Annotated in this window: 26 protein-coding genes; all 26 read left to right on the top strand. The window is 36.3% G+C overall.

The annotated features are described in order from the left end of the window. Window positions 1-48 precede the first annotated feature (48 nt). Window positions 49-471, top strand: coding sequence for a 50S ribosomal protein L16 (gene rplP, locus LVD51_RS07680; protein ID WP_236970628.1), 423 nt, complete (start codon window positions 49-51; stop codon window positions 469-471). Window positions 472-481: 10 nt separating this feature from the next. Further along, entirely contained in the window at window positions 482-742 is a 261-nt protein-coding gene (gene rpmC, locus LVD51_RS07675) for a 50S ribosomal protein L29 (protein WP_236970627.1), read from the top strand. A 28-nt stretch (window positions 743-770) separates the two neighbouring features. Then, window positions 771-1,028 (top strand): 30S ribosomal protein S17, encoded by a 258-nt coding sequence (rpsQ, locus tag LVD51_RS07670; protein WP_236970626.1) that lies wholly within the window; start codon window positions 771-773, stop codon window positions 1,026-1,028. 29 nt (window positions 1,029-1,057) lie between these two features. Further along, the gene (gene rplN, locus LVD51_RS07665; RefSeq protein ID WP_236970625.1) at window positions 1,058-1,426 is read left to right on the top strand and encodes a 50S ribosomal protein L14; all 369 of its coding nucleotides are present in this window, start codon (window positions 1,058-1,060) and stop codon (window positions 1,424-1,426) included. A gap of 10 nt (window positions 1,427-1,436) precedes the next feature. Beyond that, window positions 1,437-1,766 (top strand): 50S ribosomal protein L24, encoded by a 330-nt coding sequence (gene rplX / locus LVD51_RS07660; RefSeq protein WP_236970624.1) that lies wholly within the window; start codon window positions 1,437-1,439, stop codon window positions 1,764-1,766. Then, a complete protein-coding gene (gene rplE, locus LVD51_RS07655; protein WP_236970623.1) occupies window positions 1,766-2,314 on the top strand; it encodes a 50S ribosomal protein L5 in 549 nt (182 codons plus the stop codon). The genes rplX and rplE overlap by 1 nt, the downstream gene beginning before the upstream one ends. Window positions 2,315-2,319: 5 nt before the next feature. Next, the gene (gene rpsN / locus LVD51_RS07650; protein WP_236970622.1) at window positions 2,320-2,589 is read left to right on the top strand and encodes a 30S ribosomal protein S14; all 270 of its coding nucleotides are present in this window, start codon (window positions 2,320-2,322) and stop codon (window positions 2,587-2,589) included. A gap of 20 nt (window positions 2,590-2,609) precedes the next feature. Beyond that, complete coding sequence (rpsH, locus tag LVD51_RS07645; protein ID WP_236970621.1) at window positions 2,610-3,014, top strand: 30S ribosomal protein S8; 405 nt, start codon at window positions 2,610-2,612, stop codon at window positions 3,012-3,014. A 23-nt stretch (window positions 3,015-3,037) separates the two neighbouring features. Further along, window positions 3,038-3,592, top strand: coding sequence for a 50S ribosomal protein L6 (gene rplF, locus LVD51_RS07640; protein ID WP_236970620.1), 555 nt, complete (start codon window positions 3,038-3,040; stop codon window positions 3,590-3,592). A gap of 28 nt (window positions 3,593-3,620) precedes the next feature. Continuing rightward, window positions 3,621-3,974 carry a 50S ribosomal protein L18 gene (gene rplR, locus LVD51_RS07635; RefSeq protein ID WP_236970619.1) on the top strand — a complete coding sequence of 118 codons (354 nt, stop codon included), beginning with the start codon at window positions 3,621-3,623 and terminating at the stop codon, window positions 3,972-3,974. A gap of 22 nt (window positions 3,975-3,996) precedes the next feature. After that, the gene (gene rpsE / locus LVD51_RS07630; RefSeq protein WP_236970618.1) at window positions 3,997-4,515 is read left to right on the top strand and encodes a 30S ribosomal protein S5; all 519 of its coding nucleotides are present in this window, start codon (window positions 3,997-3,999) and stop codon (window positions 4,513-4,515) included. A 53-nt stretch (window positions 4,516-4,568) separates the two neighbouring features. Then, window positions 4,569-4,748 (top strand): 50S ribosomal protein L30, encoded by a 180-nt coding sequence (gene rpmD / locus LVD51_RS07625; RefSeq protein ID WP_236970617.1) that lies wholly within the window; start codon window positions 4,569-4,571, stop codon window positions 4,746-4,748. A gap of 25 nt (window positions 4,749-4,773) precedes the next feature. Beyond that, complete coding sequence (gene rplO / locus LVD51_RS07620) at window positions 4,774-5,223, top strand: 50S ribosomal protein L15 (RefSeq protein ID WP_236970616.1); 450 nt, start codon at window positions 4,774-4,776, stop codon at window positions 5,221-5,223. Between the two features lie 8 nt (window positions 5,224-5,231). Continuing rightward, window positions 5,232-6,596 carry a preprotein translocase subunit SecY gene (secY, locus tag LVD51_RS07615; RefSeq protein ID WP_236970615.1) on the top strand — a complete coding sequence of 455 codons (1,365 nt, stop codon included), beginning with the start codon at window positions 5,232-5,234 and terminating at the stop codon, window positions 6,594-6,596. A gap of 20 nt (window positions 6,597-6,616) precedes the next feature. After that, window positions 6,617-7,414: a type I methionyl aminopeptidase gene (gene map / locus LVD51_RS07610; RefSeq protein ID WP_394803162.1), complete on the top strand. Its 798-nt coding sequence runs from the start codon at window positions 6,617-6,619 to the stop codon at window positions 7,412-7,414. A 39-nt stretch (window positions 7,415-7,453) separates the two neighbouring features. Continuing rightward, window positions 7,454-7,672, top strand: coding sequence for a translation initiation factor IF-1 (gene infA, locus LVD51_RS07605; RefSeq protein ID WP_236970613.1), 219 nt, complete (start codon window positions 7,454-7,456; stop codon window positions 7,670-7,672). 5 nt (window positions 7,673-7,677) lie between these two features. Continuing rightward, a complete protein-coding gene (gene ykgO / locus LVD51_RS07600) occupies window positions 7,678-7,794 on the top strand; it encodes a type B 50S ribosomal protein L36 (protein ID WP_236970612.1) in 117 nt (38 codons plus the stop codon). A gap of 11 nt (window positions 7,795-7,805) precedes the next feature. Continuing rightward, the gene (rpsM, locus tag LVD51_RS07595; protein ID WP_236970611.1) at window positions 7,806-8,183 is read left to right on the top strand and encodes a 30S ribosomal protein S13; all 378 of its coding nucleotides are present in this window, start codon (window positions 7,806-7,808) and stop codon (window positions 8,181-8,183) included. 36 nt (window positions 8,184-8,219) lie between these two features. Beyond that, window positions 8,220-8,600, top strand: a complete 381-nt coding sequence (gene rpsK, locus LVD51_RS07590) for a 30S ribosomal protein S11 (RefSeq protein WP_236970610.1) — start codon at window positions 8,220-8,222, stop codon at window positions 8,598-8,600. A 32-nt stretch (window positions 8,601-8,632) separates the two neighbouring features. After that, window positions 8,633-9,244: a 30S ribosomal protein S4 gene (rpsD, locus tag LVD51_RS07585; RefSeq protein ID WP_236970609.1), complete on the top strand. Its 612-nt coding sequence runs from the start codon at window positions 8,633-8,635 to the stop codon at window positions 9,242-9,244. Window positions 9,245-9,320: 76 nt separating this feature from the next. Beyond that, window positions 9,321-10,319 carry a DNA-directed RNA polymerase subunit alpha gene (locus tag LVD51_RS07580; RefSeq protein WP_236970608.1) on the top strand — a complete coding sequence of 333 codons (999 nt, stop codon included), beginning with the start codon at window positions 9,321-9,323 and terminating at the stop codon, window positions 10,317-10,319. A 74-nt stretch (window positions 10,320-10,393) separates the two neighbouring features. Further along, the gene (gene rplQ / locus LVD51_RS07575) at window positions 10,394-10,885 is read left to right on the top strand and encodes a 50S ribosomal protein L17 (RefSeq protein ID WP_236970607.1); all 492 of its coding nucleotides are present in this window, start codon (window positions 10,394-10,396) and stop codon (window positions 10,883-10,885) included. A gap of 103 nt (window positions 10,886-10,988) precedes the next feature. After that, complete coding sequence (gene carA, locus LVD51_RS07570; RefSeq protein ID WP_236970606.1) at window positions 10,989-12,113, top strand: glutamine-hydrolyzing carbamoyl-phosphate synthase small subunit; 1,125 nt, start codon at window positions 10,989-10,991, stop codon at window positions 12,111-12,113. Beyond that, entirely contained in the window at window positions 12,110-13,393 is a 1,284-nt protein-coding gene (eno, locus tag LVD51_RS07565) for a phosphopyruvate hydratase (protein WP_236970605.1), read from the top strand. The genes carA and eno overlap by 4 nt, the downstream gene beginning before the upstream one ends. A gap of 36 nt (window positions 13,394-13,429) precedes the next feature. Then, window positions 13,430-13,744 (top strand): FtsB family cell division protein, encoded by a 315-nt coding sequence (locus LVD51_RS07560; RefSeq protein WP_236970604.1) that lies wholly within the window; start codon window positions 13,430-13,432, stop codon window positions 13,742-13,744. 5 nt (window positions 13,745-13,749) lie between these two features. Beyond that, complete coding sequence (gene sucD, locus LVD51_RS07555) at window positions 13,750-14,628, top strand: succinate--CoA ligase subunit alpha (RefSeq protein ID WP_236970603.1); 879 nt, start codon at window positions 13,750-13,752, stop codon at window positions 14,626-14,628. Window positions 14,629-16,522: the final 1,894 nt, after the last annotated feature.

Here is a 16,522-nt window from a genome sequence, read left to right as displayed (position 1 = left end):
TTGCAAAACTTTTGAGTAAAGGGAGTGAAATATTAAATAAATATAGTCATGTTACAGCCAAAGCGGACGAAATATAGAAAGCAGCAAAAAGGAAGAAATACGGGTATCGCACGTAAGGGGAGTACTATCAATTTTGGATCATTTGCTTTGAAAGCTACTACACCTGGATGGATTACCAATAGACAGATTGAGTCTGCAAGGGTAGCTATGACTAGGTATATGAAGAGAGAGGGTAAGGTGTGGATTAGAATATTTCCAGACAAACCTGTTACTGCTAAGCCTCAAGAGGTAAGGATGGGTAAAGGTAAGGGTGCTCTTTCACATTATGTTGCCGTTGTTAGACCAGGCAGGATCCTGTTTGAATTGGATGGTGTTTCTGAAGAAGTAGCACAAGAGGCGTTAAGATTAGCCGCACAGAAATTGCCTATTATGACAAAATTTAGTGTCAGAAAAGATTTAAGGACTCAGTAAAATATAGGATATGTCAACAGTAGATCCAAAAGATTATAAAGATTTAGCGTTAGTAGATCTAGAAGCTGAATTAGAAGGCACCGAGAGCAAATTAGTGCAATTGAGATTTGATCACTCTACAAGAGGTATTGATAGTCCAATGGAAATCAGAGTGCTTAGAAGAAATATTGCGCGAATTCAGACCGAGTTGAGAGCTCGTGAGATAGCTGCGATGGATGCCAGTCAATTGGCTAAAAGGTCAAAAATTGTTGCCAGACGTTCGGCGAAATAAAGTTTAAAGTGATTAAATGAACAATATTATGGAAGAGAGAAATCTCAGAAAAGTAAAAGTAGGAGTAGTAAGCAGTGATAAAATGGATAAGACCATTACTGTTGTTGTGGAGAGACGTCTACAGCATCCTATATACGGTAAATTTGTAAAGAAATCGAAAAAGTTTACCGCTCATGACGAGAGTAATGAGTGTAATATTGGAGATACAGTCCGAATTATGGAAACCCGTCCTTTGAGTAAGAAAAAAAGATGGCGTTTAGTAGAAGTGCTGGAGAAAGCCAAATAGTTTTTTAGTGCGTTAAAATTTCATTAGAAATGATACAACAGGAAAGTAGATTAAAAGTAGCAGATAATTCAGGAGCCAAAGAGGTTTTGTGTATCCGTGTTTTAGGAGGATCTAAAAGACGTTATGCTGGAGTAGGAGATGAGATAGTGGTGACTGTGAAAGCAGCTACTCCCAGTGGAGCTGTCAAAAAAGGTACGGTTTCAAGAGCGGTTATCGTTCGAACAAAAAAAGAAATCAGACGAAGAGATGGTTCCTATATAAGATTTGATGACAATGCAGTAGTGTTGTTAAATGCAGGTGGAGAGCCTAGAGGTACTCGTATCTTCGGCCCCGTGGCAAGGGAATTGCGTGAAGCTGATCACATGAGAATTGTATCATTAGCACCAGAAGTGTTATAAAAAGAGTATTATGAAAAAGAGATTTGCACCGAAGTGGAAAATCAAAAAAGGGGATCAGGTAATGGTGATCGCCGGTGATTATAAAGGAACTCAAGGAGAAGTGATGCGAATATTTCCAGAGAAAGGCAGAGTGTTGGTAGAAGAGGTAAATATTGTAAAGAAGCATCAAAAACCAACTAATGATTCACCTGGAGGTATTGTTGAGCAACCTGCTCCTATAAATATTTCTAATGTGATGTTGATCGACCCTAAGTCTGGTGAAGCTACTAAAGTAGGTAGAAAGTTAGAAGGGGACAAGTTGGTACGTTATTCTAAAAAATCAGGGGAAATCATTAAGTGATGAGTTATACAGTAAGATTAAAGAAGTTTTATAAAGAGGAAATCATACCTCAACTCAAAGAACAATTTGAGTATTCCAGTGTAATGGAAGTTCCAAAATTGACAAAGATTTGTATCAATCAGGGATTGGGGCAAGCAACTCAAGATAAAAAGGTAGTAGATGTAGCCATCGAAGAGATGACTACAATTGCCGGTCAAAAAGCAGTTGCTACAAAAGCGAGAAAGTCTATTTCCAATTTCAAATTGAGAGAAGGTATGACTATCGGTGCTCGAGTAACCTTGAGAGATGATAAAATGTACGAATTTTTAGATAGATTGATATCTGTTGCTTTACCTCGTGTAAGAGATTTTAGAGGAGTAAGTGATAAGAGTTTTGATGGAAGAGGAAACTACACTTTAGGTGTAACTGAGCAAATCATATTCCCTGAGATCAATATTGATAAAGTATCAAGAATTGGAGGTATGGATATCACATTTGTAACCACAGCTAAAACTGATGCTGAAGCTTTGGCTCTGCTTAAAGCTTTTGGAATACCTTTTAAAAAATAATTATAATGGCTAGGAAATCATTAATAGCAAGAGAAGTTAAACGTCAGAGATTGGTTGATAAATATGCCGATTTAAGAGCGAGATTAAAAGAAGAAGGAGATTGGGAAACTTTGGATAAATTGCCTAAGAACTCTTCACCTGTTAGATTGCACAATAGATGTAGATTAACTGGTAGACCCAAAGGATATATGAGAAAGTTCGGTATCAATCGTGTAACTTTCAGAGAAATGGCTTTAAATGGTAAGATTCCTGGCATAACAAAAGCGAGCTGGTAATTCTAAAAATTAATTAAATTATGGCAGTAACAGATCCAATAGCAGATTATTTAACTCGAATTCGTAATGCCCAGATGGCAGGTCATAAAGTAGTGACTATTCCTGCATCTAAGGTTAAGAAGGGAATGACTGAGGTGTTATATAACAGTGGTTTTATATATCGTTACAAATTCGACGAAGCTGAAGGACAACAAGGTACCATCAGTATTGCATTGAAATATTCAAAAACGAACAACGAACCTGTGATTAAATCACTTAAAAGAGTGAGTAAACCAGGTTTGAGAATATATAAGGGAGCAAGCGATATTCCTAGAGTAATTAATGGTTTGGGCATTGCTATTATTTCTACCTCACACGGTTTGATGACCGATCACGAAGCCAGAAGTAAAAACTTGGGTGGAGAGGTATTGTGTTTCGTATATTAAAATAAGATTCAAATTATTGTATTATGTCAAGGATAGGACTACGTGTTTTAGAAATACCGAAAGATGTTAAGATCGAGGTTTCCAAAGGAAACTTGGTTAAAGTAAAGGGACCAAAAGGAGAATTGTCAGAACAAATTGACACGGACTTAGAGATCTCTATCGATGAAAAGACAGTTCAAGTAGCTAGACCTACTGAACAGATTCGACATAAAGCATTACACGGTCTGTCAAATGCATTGATCAATAATATGTTGATAGGTGTTTCTGAAGGGTACAAAAAAGTACTTGAGTTAGTCGGTGTAGGTTTTAGAGTGAGCAATTCAGGTAACTTATTGGAGATTGCAGTGGGTTATTCTCACCCAATTTACTTTTATGTTCCCGATGAATTGAAAGTAACTACTACGACTGAAAAAGGAAAGAGTCCAGCAATCATTTTAGAAGGTTGTGACAAACAACTTCTAGGTATGGTAGCCGCTAAAATCAGAAGCTTTAGAAAACCTGAACCATACAAAGGAAAAGGTATCAGATATTCTGATGAATATGTAAGAAGAAAAGCTGGTAAAACAGCAGCGAAATAATAATCAATAACTACAAAAAGGTAGTATAATGAAATTAACGAAAGTAGGGAGAAGAACTAGAATTAAGGCTCGGACTAGAAAACGTACCTTTGGAACAGCTGAAAGACCAAGATTGGCTGTATATAGATCAAATAAGGGTATCTCTTGTCAGATTATTAATGATAGCGAAGGAGTAACTTTGGTTGCAGCTTCATCCAATGAGAAGAGTTTTGAATCAACAGGCAATAAAGTAGATCAAGCGAAAGCTGTAGGTCAACTTTTGGCTGAAAGAGCGAAAGCTTCCAACATAGAGTCTATCGTATTTGATAGAAGTGGTTATTTATATCACGGTCGGATTAAGTCCCTAGCAGAAGGTGCTAGAGAAGGTGGACTAAAATTTTAAGTAAATATTACAATAGTCAAAGATGGCAATCAACAAAGTAAATCCAGCAGAAGCGACTGAATTAAATGAGAAAGTAGTTAGCCTTAATCGGGTAGCTAAGGTTACCAAAGGGGGACGTACTTTTAGTTTTTCTGCATTGGTAGTAGTGGGAGACGGAAAAGGTGTAGTAGGATATGGTTTAGGTAAAGCTAGAGATGTATCTGAAAGTATCGCTAAAGCTGTAGAAGATGCTAAGAAAAATCTCATTAAATTTCCATTGTTAAATGGTACTATTCCTCATACACAAAAAGGAAAATTTGGTGCGGGAAAAGTCTTGATCAAACCAGCAGCTGATGGTACCGGTGTAATTGCCGGAGGTGCTATGCGTGCAGTGTTGGAGATCGCTGGTGTACACAATGTATTGTCAAAATCACAAGGATCTTCAAATCCACATAATGTAGTGAAAGCGACTATTGATGCATTGGTTAATCTTAGAGATCCATATGCCATCGCGAAGGAAAGAGGTTTGACCATTGATCAGCTTTTTCATAAAGAAGGATAGTATTTTCTTTTATATCTGGTAGAAGGTATTTTTAAAATTGAAACAACAAACAAATGGCTAAAGTACAGATTACACAAGTCAAAAGTGCGATAGATAGAAGTAAAAAGCAGAAGGCTACTTTACAGGCACTTGGGTTAAGAAAAATAAATGCTTCTGTGGAGCATGAATTAAATAGCAACATCAAAGGTATGATCGATAAGGTTGCGCATTTGGTCGAAGTAGTAGAAAAGTAATTAGCCATCTAAAAATAGTAAAGAAATGGAATTGCATGATTTGAAGCCTGTAAAAGGATCGGTAAAAAAGAGAAAAAGAATTGCACGTGGTGAAGGTAGTGGTAAAGGTGGTACAGCTGCTAGAGGTCACAAAGGTGCTAAGTCTAGATCTGGTTACAAAAGTAAGAGAGGTTTTGAAGGTGGGCAAATGCCACTTCAAATGCGTTTGCCTAAAAGAGGATTTAAAAATCCTAATAGACAGGAGTACAACGTATTTAATCTTTTTGAAGTTCAGGCTATTGCTGATAAATTTGGTGTAACAACTATAGATGTACCTTTTCTTAAAGAAAAAGGATATATTCAACGAACAGAGAAAGTGAAGATTTTGTCTAATGGAGAATTAACTGCTGCATTGGAAGTAAATGTCCACGCTTTTTCTAAAGCTGCTCAAGAAGCTATCGAAGCTAAAGGAGGTTCTGCAAAACTTTATGAATAACTACGTATATGAAACGATTCATTACTACAATTAAGAATATTTGGAAGATAAAAGAGTTGCGGGATCGTATTCTTTTTACACTTTTGATATTGGGTGTCTATAGATTGGGTAGCTTTATATTGTTACCTGGTGTCAATAGAGAAGTTTTAGAAGCAGTAACTTCTAATTCAGCACCAACAGATATATTAAGTATGCTTAACGCATTTGCAGGAGGTGGCTTTAACAGAGCCGCTCTTTTTGCGTTGGGGATTATGCCTTATATAACGGCATCGATTATTGTTCAACTTTTGGGATTTGCAGTTCCTTATTTTCAAAAGTTACAACAAAAGGAAGGTGAATCTGGGCGTAAAAAATTAAGTCAAATAACTAGATTACTTACTTTGGCCATTACCTTGGTTCAGGGAGGAGCATATCTTAGTTGGATTAAAAGTCAAGGAGCTATCGATCCACATTTAGCTGAATCAATTTTCTGGATTTCTAATATCATTATTTTGTCTTCAGGAACCATTTTTGCAATGTGGTTGGGTGAGAAAATTACCGATAGAGGAATTGGGAATGGTATATCGCTTTTGATAATGATCGGTATAATCGCAACACTACCACAAGCATTTTTCTTTGAGATTACTAGCCAAATGGCTGGTGGAGGATTGTTGTTCTTTGTCATTGAAATCGCCGTATTGTTTGCTATAACTATGGCCAGTGTATTGATTGTACAGGGTGTGCGAAGAATACCTATTCAATTCGCTAAACGTATGGTGGGTAGAAGTAGTAACATACCAGTACAAGGAGCGAGAGATTATATTCCATTAAAAGTGGCTGCGGCTGGTGTAATGCCAATCATTTTTGCCCAAGCTTTGATGTTTTTACCATCTACTATATCTCAGTATGTAGTGGGTCAAACAACAAGTAATGAAGGTATAATGGCCAAATTGACAGATATTTCATCTGCTCCTTACAACATTGTATATTTTATACTCGTAGTAGTATTCACATATGTCTATACTGCATTGTTGGTTAATCCTAAACAATATGCCGAGTATTTAAAAAGACAAAATGCCTTTATTCCTGGTGTAAAACCCGGTAAACCTACACAAGATTTTATTGATGCAGTGACTACAAGAGTGACTCTTCCTGGTTCTATCTTTTTAGGTGCCATTGCGATATTGCCTTCTATTATCCAATTGTTTGGTGTGAATCAAATGTTTGCATATTTCTTTGGAGGGACATCATTATTAATTATAGTAGGTGTAGTTTTAGATACTTTACAGCAAATAGAATCATATCTATTGATGCGTAAATACGACGGTTTGGTTAAATCTGGTAAAATTAAAGGTCGAAGTAGTTCAATGCAGACCATTGGATCAGATTTGTAGGAGTATATAGTATGAGTAAAATAGTTCAGTACAAAACAGAGGAAGAAATTGAGTTAATAAGAAAAAACTGTCTTATTGTTTCAGAAGCATTAGCTCATGTAGCCTCTATTTTGAAACCTGGATTGACATCTTTAGATATTGATGCCGCCGCAGAGCAGGTGATAAGAGATCACAATGCTGTACCTGGATTCAAAGGTTATGGTGGTTTTCCTGGAACACTATGTGTATCGTACAATGATATAGTAGTTCATGGTATTCCCGGTGATTATGTGTTTCAATCTGGTGATATAGTATCAGTAGATTGTGGATCGGTTTCGGAAGGATACTATGGTGATGCTGCATATACTTTTGCTATAGGAGAAGTGACGCCAGAAGTGGTGGAGTTATTAAAAGTGACTAGAGCATCTCTTTATAAAGGTATAGAAAAGGCCATTATCGGTAATAGAATTGGAGATATAGGAGCTCGGATACAAGAAGTGACGGAACGTGAGCACGGTTATAGTATCGTTCGAGAATTGGTTGGACATGGTGTGGGTAAAAATTTGCATGAAGCTCCAGAGGTGCCTAATTATGGCAAGAGAGGAAAGGGGATTAGATTGCAAAAAGGCTTAGTAATAGCCATTGAACCTATGGTAAATCTCGGCAAGAAAGATATATATCAAGATGATGATGGTTGGACAATTCGCACTAGGGACGGTTTAGCTTCAGCACATTTTGAACATACCATTGCAGTGGGAGTAGATCAGGCAGATATTCTGTCTAGTCACGCTAAAGTCGAAGAAAATATAAAAAATAATATAAATCTACTTGATTTCTAATTAAAAAGAACGATATTTGCACTCCGAATCAAAAAATTTATGGCTAAACAAGGACTTATAAAACAAGATGGAATTATTGAAGAAGCGTTGTCAAATGCAATGTTTCGGGTTAGGTTAGAAAACGACCATCTTATAGTAGCTACAATTTCGGGAAAGATGAGAATGAATTATATTAGAATTTTGCCTGGTGATAAGGTGGCGGTAGAAATGTCGCCATACGATTTGACTAGGGGGAGAATTACATATAGATATAAGTAAAAGATATGAAAGTTAAAGCATCAGTAAAAAAGCGATCTGCAGATTGTAAGATCGTGAAGAGAAAAGGTAGGGTATATATCATTAATAAAAAGAATCCTAAGTTTAAACAACGACAAGGTTAAAATAATTTATTATGGCAAGGATAACTGGAGTAGATTTACCTAGAAACAAACGTGGCGTTATAGCATTAACGTACATATACGGGGTAGGTCCAAGTCGAGCTAAAGAAATCTTAAGTGAAGTAGGAGTGGATGAGAATATTAAAGTTCAAGATTGGACTGATGATAATATTCGTGAGATAGTGAACTACATCCAAAATGGTTTCAAGGTAGAAGGAGAATTGCGTTCTGAAGTGCAATTGAATATTAAACGTTTGATGGATATCGCCAGTTATAGAGGTTTGCGTCATCGTAGAGGACTACCTGTAAATGGTCAGAGAACTAAGACCAATGCAAGAACTCGAAAAGGAAGAAAGAAAACAGTTGCTAATAAAAAGAAAGCTGTTAAATAGAAATTAGATCTATTTTATTATTAGATATATAGGATTATGGCAAAAGTTAAAAAGAAAAAGAAGTTACATGTAGAGCCGGAAGGATATGTATATATTCAAGCGAGCTTCAACAATATAATTGTAACGATGACCAATAAAGCGGGTTCTGTGATTTCGTGGGGTTCTGCTGGAAAAGCTGGTTTTAGAGGAAGTAAGAAAAATACTCCATATGCAGCGCAGATTGCTGCAGCGGATGCTGGACAAGTGGCTTATGATGCGGGCATGAGATCAGCAGAAGTTTTTGTAAAAGGTCCTGGTGCTGGTAGAGAAGCTGCCATTCGTGCTATCGATGGATTGGGTATTAAGATAAGAAAGATTACAGATGTTACCCCACTTCCACACAATGGGTGTAGACCTCCGAAAAGAAGAAGAGTATAATCTTATATAAAATAAAGTAAAGAAAATTTCTAATGGCAAGATATACTGGACCAAAAACAAAAAAATCAAGAGCATTCGGACAATCTTTGTTCGGATTTGATAAATATTTTGAGCGTAGAAAATTTCCTCCTGGACAACACGGGAATGGAAAACGTAGAAAGCAGAAGTCTGACTACGCTATGCAATTGATGGAGAAGCAAAAAGCAAAATATACTTATGGCGTATTAGAGCGTCAATTTAGAAACTTGTTTGAAGAAGCTAATAAATCTAGAGGAGTAACAGGTGCTGTTCTTCTTCAATTGTTGGAATCAAGATTGGATAATACTGTATACAGATTGGGAATTGCTCCTACTCGTAGAGCAGCGCGTCAATTGGTTACCCATAAACACATAGTGGTGAATGGTGTAGTGACAAATATCCCTTCTTGTCAATTAAAACCCGGTGATGTAGTTACTGTAAGAGGTAAGTCACAAGGCTTGGATGTAATTGTAAATACGGTTAATGCAAAGGCTGATGTTAGAAAATTCCCTTGGTTGGAATGGAATCCAGAGAAAATGGAGGGTAGTTTCTTAACTCGACCTGAAAGAGATAATATTCCTGAAAATATTAATGAGCAATTGATTGTTGAATTGTACTCTAAGTAATTAAAGGTTATAGGATTTATTGGCAAAGGCTCGTGCCTTTGCCTTTCATTGTTTAAGCTAATTTAAAAAACGTTTTATGAGCCTGCTTAATTTTCAGAAACCAGATAAAATATTATTGCAAAAAGCCGATGATTACGATGGTCAATTCGAATTTAAGCCATTAGAGCCTGGATTTGGACAGACTATAGGCAATGGCTTGAGAAGAGTATTGTTGTCGTCGTTGGAAGGTTTTGCAATCTCAGCTGTAAGAATCGCCGGTGTAGATCATGAGTTTAGTACGATCAAAGGGGTGGTAGAGGATGTAATAGAAATCGTATTAAATATTAAGCAAATTAGACTTAAGAAGAAAATCGATGATCCAGATTTAAGAGAAGAAAAAATTTACCTAACGATTAAAGGTAAAGAAGAATTCAAAGCTGGTGATATTGAAGATCATACGAATGTATTTAAAGTAACCAATCCCGATCTACATATATGTAGAATGGATCCTTCTGTAAACTTGGAAATTGAGTTTACAGTAACTAAGGGAAGAGGTTATGTTCCTGCTGAGGAGAATTTACCAAAAGATGCACCTATTGGTGTGATTCCAGTGGATGCTATTTATACTCCAATAAAAAATGTTCAATACAGTATCGAGAATACTCGTGTAGGTCAACGAACGGATTATGAGAAATTAAATATTCAAATCAAGACCGATGGAAGTATTCATCCCGAAGATGCTATAAAAGAAGCTTCTAAGATATTGATTCAGCATTTGTTATTGATAACTGATGAGAATATTACTTTCGAAACAGATTCCAAATCTGATGATAATATAGTCGATGAGCATGTATTGCACATGAGAAAATTGTTGAAAACTTCATTGGAAGATCTCGATCTTTCAGTAAGAGCATACAATTGTTTAAAAGCGGCTAAGATCAATACTCTTGGAGAATTGGTAAGGTATGAGGAGCACGAATTGATGAAGTTTAGAAACTTTGGTAAGAAATCAATGGTTGAAATCGAAGAACTATTGGATACTAAGAATCTAACTTTTGGTATGGATTTGTCTTCATATAAAATTGACGAAGATTAAATTTTAATTAAAATATTATTTGCAATTACTTAGAGTTTTGCTCAGTGTTGCGAAGAAAATAAATTGTAATAAAGATGAGACACGGAAAGAAGTTCAATCATTTAGGTAGAAATAAATCGCATAGAGCGGCTACTTTAAAGAACATGGCAATAGCATTGATTACCCATAAAAGAATCAATACTACTTTGGCCAAAGCAAAAGCATTGAGAAAATATGCTGAGCCTATTATCACTAAATCAAAAACTAATACTACTCACTCAAGAAGGGTAGTCTTCAGTTATCTTAATGATAAAGAAGCCATTAAAGAACTTTTTGGTCCAATTTCAACAGCTATTGCTGATAGACCTGGGGGTTACTTACGAGTGATTAGAACCGGTTTTAGAAAAGGTGATGGTGCTGAAATGGCATTAATAGAGTTTGTGGATTTCAACACTGATTACAATTTGAAAGATGGAAATACTCCAGGTCAGAAAAAGACAAGGAGAAGCCGTCGAAGTGGTGGTGGTGCTAAAGCTGCTGCAGCGGCTGCACCGACTGTGGTTGATAATCTTAAAGAAGAAGAATAATTTTTTAAGGCCGGTTTTTACCGGCTTTTTTTTTGTTTATATTTGTATGAATTTTGTGAGAACGAGAATGATTGTTCATATTAAAAGAGAGAATTAAATATCTATGAATATACAAACTGCACCTAAAGTAGCTCATTTGATTTTAGAAGATGGGACAATTTTTAAAGGTCAATCTATTGGTATTGAAGGAACTACTAGTGGGGAAATCTGTTTTAATACAGGGATGACTGGATATCAAGAAGTATTTACTGATCCTTCTTATTTTGGTCAAATTCTAGTAAGTACCAATGTCCATATAGGAAATTATGGAAGTATGGCCGAAGATGATCAATCTGATGGCGTTAAGATTTCTGGTTTTGTTTGTCGTAATTTTAGCAAACATTATTCAAGACAACTCGGAGATGGTTCACTTCAGGATTATTTTGAAAAAAATCAAGTTGTAGGTATTAGCAATATAGATACTAGAGCTTTGGTTCGAAAAATAAGAACTGAAGGAGCTATGAATGCTATTATATCTTCAGAGATTTCAGATGAGAAAGAATTATTAAAGTTGGTGAAGGCCGTGCCCAATATGGACGGTTTGGAATTGGCATCAAAAGTAAGTACAGAAGATACATATTTTGTTGGTGATCCAGAATCAACTATAAAAATTGCCGTATTAGATTACGGTGTTAAACGCAGTATCTTACAGTGTTTGGCAGAGAGAGGAGCTTATTTAAAAGTATTTCCTGGGAAAACTCCGTTAGAAGAGATTATGGCTTGGGAAGCCGATGGATTCTTTGTATCCAATGGACCTGGTGATCCTGCTGCAATGGATTATGCATTTCCTGTGGTAAGAGCTCTTATCGATGACGAACGTCCTGCTTTTGGTATCTGTTTAGGTCATCAATTATTTGCTTTAGCCTCTGGTATACCTACCTATAAAATGCATCACGGTCATAGAGGTGTGAATCACCCAGTAATTAATACAAAATCTGGATTGGGAGAAATTACCAGTCAAAATCATGGTTTTGGAGTTAGTCCAGATGCAATAAACGCGAACTTGGATAAGATCGAGATTACTCATCAAAATCTGAATGACAAGACAATCGAAGGGATTAGAATTATTGGAAAACATGCTTTTTCAGTACAGTATCACCCTGAAGCTTCTGCTGGACCACACGATTCCAGATATTTATTCGATCAATTTATCAATGAAATTTTAAATTATAAAAACCAATCTTTATGAGTGCCATAATTGATATTAAAGCTAGACAAATATTGGATTCAAGAGGAAATCCAACAGTGGAAGTAGATGTATTCACTGAAAGTGGTCACTGGGGAAGAGCTGCTGTACCATCTGGGGCATCAACCGGTAAATACGAAGCAGTAGAGTTAAGAGATAACGATGATACTCAATATATGGGTAAAGGGGTATTGACCGCTGTGGGCAATATCGAAGACGAAATTGGGAAAGCATTGATCGGAGTAGATGTATCCGAACAGCGATATATCGATGAGATAATGATTGAATTGGATGGTACTCCTAATAAGTCTAAGTTGGGTGCTAATGCAATATTAGGTGTTTCTTTGGCAGCAGCTAAAGCAGCAGCATCAGTATCTTCACAATCTTTGTATCGATATATTGGAGGTGTAAATGCACATATATTGCCAGTACCTATGATGAATATCCTTAATGGAGGTTCTCACGCTGATAACAGTATCGACTTTCAAGAGTTTATGATTATGCCTATCGGTGCCGATGAATTTAGCGAAGCACTTAGAATGGGAACTGAGGTATTTCACAACTTAAAGAAAGTATTGAAGTCCAAGGGATACTCTACCAATGTAGGAGACGAAGGTGGATTTGCTCCTAACATTAAGTCTAATAAAGAAGCGGTGGAAATCGTTTTGCAAGCAATAGAGAAAGCTGGGTATGTACCGGGAGAAGATATTTATATCGCCATGGATGCGGCAGCTTCTGAGTTTTACGATGCCGACAAGAAAAGATATGTATTTCACAAATCAGACAATCGAGAATTGACTTCTGAGGAGATGGTGGGGTATTGGAAAGAATGGGTGGATAATTACCCAATTTTTTCAATTGAAGATGGTCTTGACGAAGATGATTGGAAAGGATGGTCTCAATTGACCGATGCTATCGGACAGAATGTTCAATTGGTAGGAGATGATTTATTTGTAACCAATGTGGATCGATTGGAAAAAGGAATTATTGAAGGTTCTGCGAATTCCATTTTGATTAAGGTAAACCAAATAGGTTCATTGTCAGAAACAATTGATGCTGTTAATTTGGCGACTATTAATGCCTTTACCAGTGTGATGAGTCATAGAAGTGGAGAAACAGAAGATACTACTATAGCCGATCTAGCAGTAGGTTTGAATACGGGACAAATTAAAACCGGTTCAGCTTCAAGATCTGATCGTATTGCAAAATATAATCAATTGTTAAGAATTGAGGAAGAGTTAGGTAGCAGTGGTATCTATTTAGGAAAAGCTTTATTGGGATAAAAGGAATATTTCTTATATTGAGGAAATTTCACCATTATGATACGCAAACTGTATTCGGGCTTTTTAGATCTAATTGATAAAATACCTCCAGTATTAATTAATAAATACATTTTGGCTATTTTGGCTTTTGGAGTGTGGATGTTATTTTTTGATAAGAATAGATTGTTGATACAGTGGGAATTGTCTCAAGAGATTAGTCAATTGGAGCAGGATCAAAAGTATTATGAAGAAGAGATTGAGCGGGCAAAAGAAGCTCGAGACGACCTCAATAGTAATCTTGAGAAATACGCTAGAGAAAAATATTTTTTAAAACAAAGTGATGAAGATGTCTTCATTATTGAAAAGAATTAATCCATATGTCAGTATTAGTCAATAAAAATTCAAAAATTATAGTTCAAGGATTTACCGGAACCGAAGGTACCTTTCACGCTGGCCAGATGATTGAATATGGTTCAAATGTGGTAGGAGGGGTAACTCCAGGTAAAGGAGGTCAAACGCATTTAGATCGTCCAGTATTTAACACAGTTGCGGATGCCGTTACTGAGACTGGTGCTGATGTATCTATTATTTTTGTACCCCCTGCATTTGCTGCTGACGCTATTATGGAATCAGTAGATGCTGGTATCAAAACTATTATAGCTATCACAGAAGGTATCCCTGTACAAGATATGGTAAAGGCCAAAGCCTATGCTGAGGATTTCGATTGTAGATTAGTAGGTCCTAACTGTCCAGGAGTTATCACACCAGAGGAAGCGAAAGTAGGTATTATGCCAGGTTTTGTTTTCAAAAAAGGGAATATCGGTATTGTTTCCAAGTCTGGTACATTGACTTATGAAGCTGCAGATCAAATAGTAAAAGCTGGTTTGGGTATTTCTACAGCAATAGGTATTGGCGGGGACCCTATCATTGGGACAACTACTAAAGATGCCATTGAATTGTTTATGAATGATCCAGAAACCAAAGGAATTGTAATGATCGGTGAAATCGGAGGAAATCTTGAAGCCAATGCAGCAAGATGGTATAAAGAGAATGGCAATAAACCTGTCGTTGGTTTTATAGCAGGTCAAACAGCTCCTAAAGGTCGTACTATGGGACATGCAGGTGCTATTATCGGTGGTGCCGATGATACTGCAGAAGCCAAGATGAGAATCATGGAAGAATGCGGTATTACTGTGGTTAAATCTCCAGCTGATATCGGTGAGACTATGGCTAAAATAATGAATGGTCAAGGATAAGATATTAGCTTATCAATTTCTAATCATTTTTTGATATAAAATAAAGGGTTGAATGTATCGCAATACATTCAACCCTTTGTTTATCATAATAGGTTTATTTTTTTGATTATGTCGTCCTTTCAAGGCTTATACGAATTACGTTTTATGATGACATAAATAGTATTTACTTATAGTCCTTGGTTTTCCTGCCATCATTTTTGATTTACATATTGTAATAATTTGTAAATAAAAAAACAAAAACTACTCACAAGGGGGGCAATATGGTCCGGATTAATTCCCCCAATATTTGGGGGTGGGTCAATATGGTCCGGATTATTTTTCAGCTGGGTCAACATGGTCCGGATAAATATTAGCTTATCTATTCAAATAAGCAGGTATTTTGATCCTATTCGATCTCTTTTCCTTGTTTTTGCCTACCTGAGTCAATATCTGCCGGACTGTCATGTTTCTTTGCCATGCCATCCAGTTATATCCGCTCTTTTGCGTTCCGGATTTATTGGGTCAGCTTAGTCCGGAATATTTAAAAGGCAATTTCATTTGGTTAATATAAACTTCGTTTGGTTTAATATTGATCTCTAACCAAATGAAAAGAATAAGCTGAAACTCCCTTTACCTGTGCTTGCTACATAGGCATAGCCAGTTAAAATAATTAGGAATTTACAGCTTATTCCTACTCATCATTGAGAGATCTCACACTGTTTTTACATTCAACCTATATGATGGTCCGATTTTCGTATGTATTCATTTCAATAACTTCCCCGACTCAAGTTCTGTATCTATTCTATAGTTACGGTCAATTCGAAACTCATTAAAAATCTTCACTTAAATTTTAAGTCAGAACTCTCGGGTCATAATCTATGTCTACTCGCAAATTCTCATTAAGCATCGATGTCAATGATGGCCATATCTGAAATTTGAACACTGCAGATTCATGACTGACATCATTCATCTATTAAAACTGTTATTAAGATCAATCATCTAAATCCTCTACACTAGCCATAAGATCATCCACAGTCGACTATTCTAACTACTGCTTAAGCTTTCATACCTATGGCTGTTTTTCTGTCGAATTCCAACTCTAGGGTCAAAATCAATATCTCCCCTCAACTTCCCATTAAGCATCGATGTCAATGATGGTCATATCGGAAATTTGAACATTCATGATCCATGACTGACATCATTCATCTATTAAAACTGTTATTAAGATCAATCATCTAAATCCTCTACACTAGCCATAAGATCATCCACAGTCGACTATTCTAACTACTGCTTAAGCTTTCATATCTATGGCTGTTTTTCTGTCGAATTCCAACTCTAGGGTCAAAATCAATATCTACCCTCATCTTCCCATTAAACATCGATGTCAATGATGGCCTTATCTGAAATTTGAACACTCAAGATTCATGACTGACATCTTTCATCTATGAACACTAGTTATTAAGATCAATCATCTAAATCCTCTACACTAGCCATAAGACCATCTTCGGTCGACTATTCTAACTACTGCTTAAGCTTTCAAATCTATGGCTGTTTTTCTGTCGAATTCCAACTCTAGGATTAAAATCTAAGCCAACACTTATCTTCCCATTAAGCATCGATGTCAATGATGGTCATAACTGAAATTTGAACACTGCAGATTCATGACTGACATCATTCATATATGAACACTAGTTATTAAGATCAATCATTTAAAACCTCTACACTAGCCATAAGACCATCTTCAGTCGACTATTCTAACTACTGCTTAAGCTTTCAAATCTATGGCTGTTTTTCTGTCGAATTCCAACTCTAGGGTCAAAATCAATATCTCCCCTCAACTTCCCATTAAGCATCGATGTCAATGATGGTCATAACTGAAATTTGAACATTCATGATCCATGACTGACATCTTTCA

Origin of the sequence: Membranihabitans marinus (genome assembly GCF_021729155.1) — a bacterium.
GTDB classification, from domain to species: Bacteria; Bacteroidota; Bacteroidia; order Chitinophagales; family Saprospiraceae; genus Membranihabitans; species Membranihabitans marinus.
Note: the sequence above shows the minus strand (reverse complement) of the source record. Positions and strands in the feature narration are given on the sequence as shown.

Coding starts and splice junctions, on each gene's coding strand:
- rpsN (WP_236970622.1), top strand. CDS start 2,320: ATGGCTAGGAAATCATTAATAGCAAGAGAAGTTAAACGTCAGAGATTG.
- secY (WP_236970615.1), top strand. CDS start 5,232: ATGAAACGATTCATTACTACAATTAAGAATATTTGGAAGATAAAAGAG.
- LVD51_RS07560 (WP_236970604.1), top strand. CDS start 13,430: ATGATACGCAAACTGTATTCGGGCTTTTTAGATCTAATTGATAAAATA.
- rplR (WP_236970619.1), top strand. CDS start 3,621: ATGAAATTAACGAAAGTAGGGAGAAGAACTAGAATTAAGGCTCGGACT.
- rplO (WP_236970616.1), top strand. CDS start 4,774: ATGGAATTGCATGATTTGAAGCCTGTAAAAGGATCGGTAAAAAAGAGA.
- rplE (WP_236970623.1), top strand. CDS start 1,766: ATGAGTTATACAGTAAGATTAAAGAAGTTTTATAAAGAGGAAATCATA.
- rpsQ (WP_236970626.1), top strand. CDS start 771: ATGGAAGAGAGAAATCTCAGAAAAGTAAAAGTAGGAGTAGTAAGCAGT.
- rpsK (WP_236970610.1), top strand. CDS start 8,220: ATGGCAAAAGTTAAAAAGAAAAAGAAGTTACATGTAGAGCCGGAAGGA.
- rplX (WP_236970624.1), top strand. CDS start 1,437: ATGAAAAAGAGATTTGCACCGAAGTGGAAAATCAAAAAAGGGGATCAG.
- rpmC (WP_236970627.1), top strand. CDS start 482: ATGTCAACAGTAGATCCAAAAGATTATAAAGATTTAGCGTTAGTAGAT.
- rpsD (WP_236970609.1), top strand. CDS start 8,633: ATGGCAAGATATACTGGACCAAAAACAAAAAAATCAAGAGCATTCGGA.
- ykgO (WP_236970612.1), top strand. CDS start 7,678: ATGAAAGTTAAAGCATCAGTAAAAAAGCGATCTGCAGATTGTAAGATC.
- rpmD (WP_236970617.1), top strand. CDS start 4,569: ATGGCTAAAGTACAGATTACACAAGTCAAAAGTGCGATAGATAGAAGT.
- rpsM (WP_236970611.1), top strand. CDS start 7,806: ATGGCAAGGATAACTGGAGTAGATTTACCTAGAAACAAACGTGGCGTT.
- sucD (WP_236970603.1), top strand. CDS start 13,750: ATGTCAGTATTAGTCAATAAAAATTCAAAAATTATAGTTCAAGGATTT.
- LVD51_RS07580 (WP_236970608.1), top strand. CDS start 9,321: ATGAGCCTGCTTAATTTTCAGAAACCAGATAAAATATTATTGCAAAAA.
- rplP (WP_236970628.1), top strand. CDS start 49: ATGTTACAGCCAAAGCGGACGAAATATAGAAAGCAGCAAAAAGGAAGA.
- infA (WP_236970613.1), top strand. CDS start 7,454: ATGGCTAAACAAGGACTTATAAAACAAGATGGAATTATTGAAGAAGCG.
- rpsH (WP_236970621.1), top strand. CDS start 2,610: ATGGCAGTAACAGATCCAATAGCAGATTATTTAACTCGAATTCGTAAT.
- rplF (WP_236970620.1), top strand. CDS start 3,038: ATGTCAAGGATAGGACTACGTGTTTTAGAAATACCGAAAGATGTTAAG.
- rpsE (WP_236970618.1), top strand. CDS start 3,997: ATGGCAATCAACAAAGTAAATCCAGCAGAAGCGACTGAATTAAATGAG.
- rplN (WP_236970625.1), top strand. CDS start 1,058: ATGATACAACAGGAAAGTAGATTAAAAGTAGCAGATAATTCAGGAGCC.
- rplQ (WP_236970607.1), top strand. CDS start 10,394: ATGAGACACGGAAAGAAGTTCAATCATTTAGGTAGAAATAAATCGCAT.
- eno (WP_236970605.1), top strand. CDS start 12,110: ATGAGTGCCATAATTGATATTAAAGCTAGACAAATATTGGATTCAAGA.
- carA (WP_236970606.1), top strand. CDS start 10,989: ATGAATATACAAACTGCACCTAAAGTAGCTCATTTGATTTTAGAAGAT.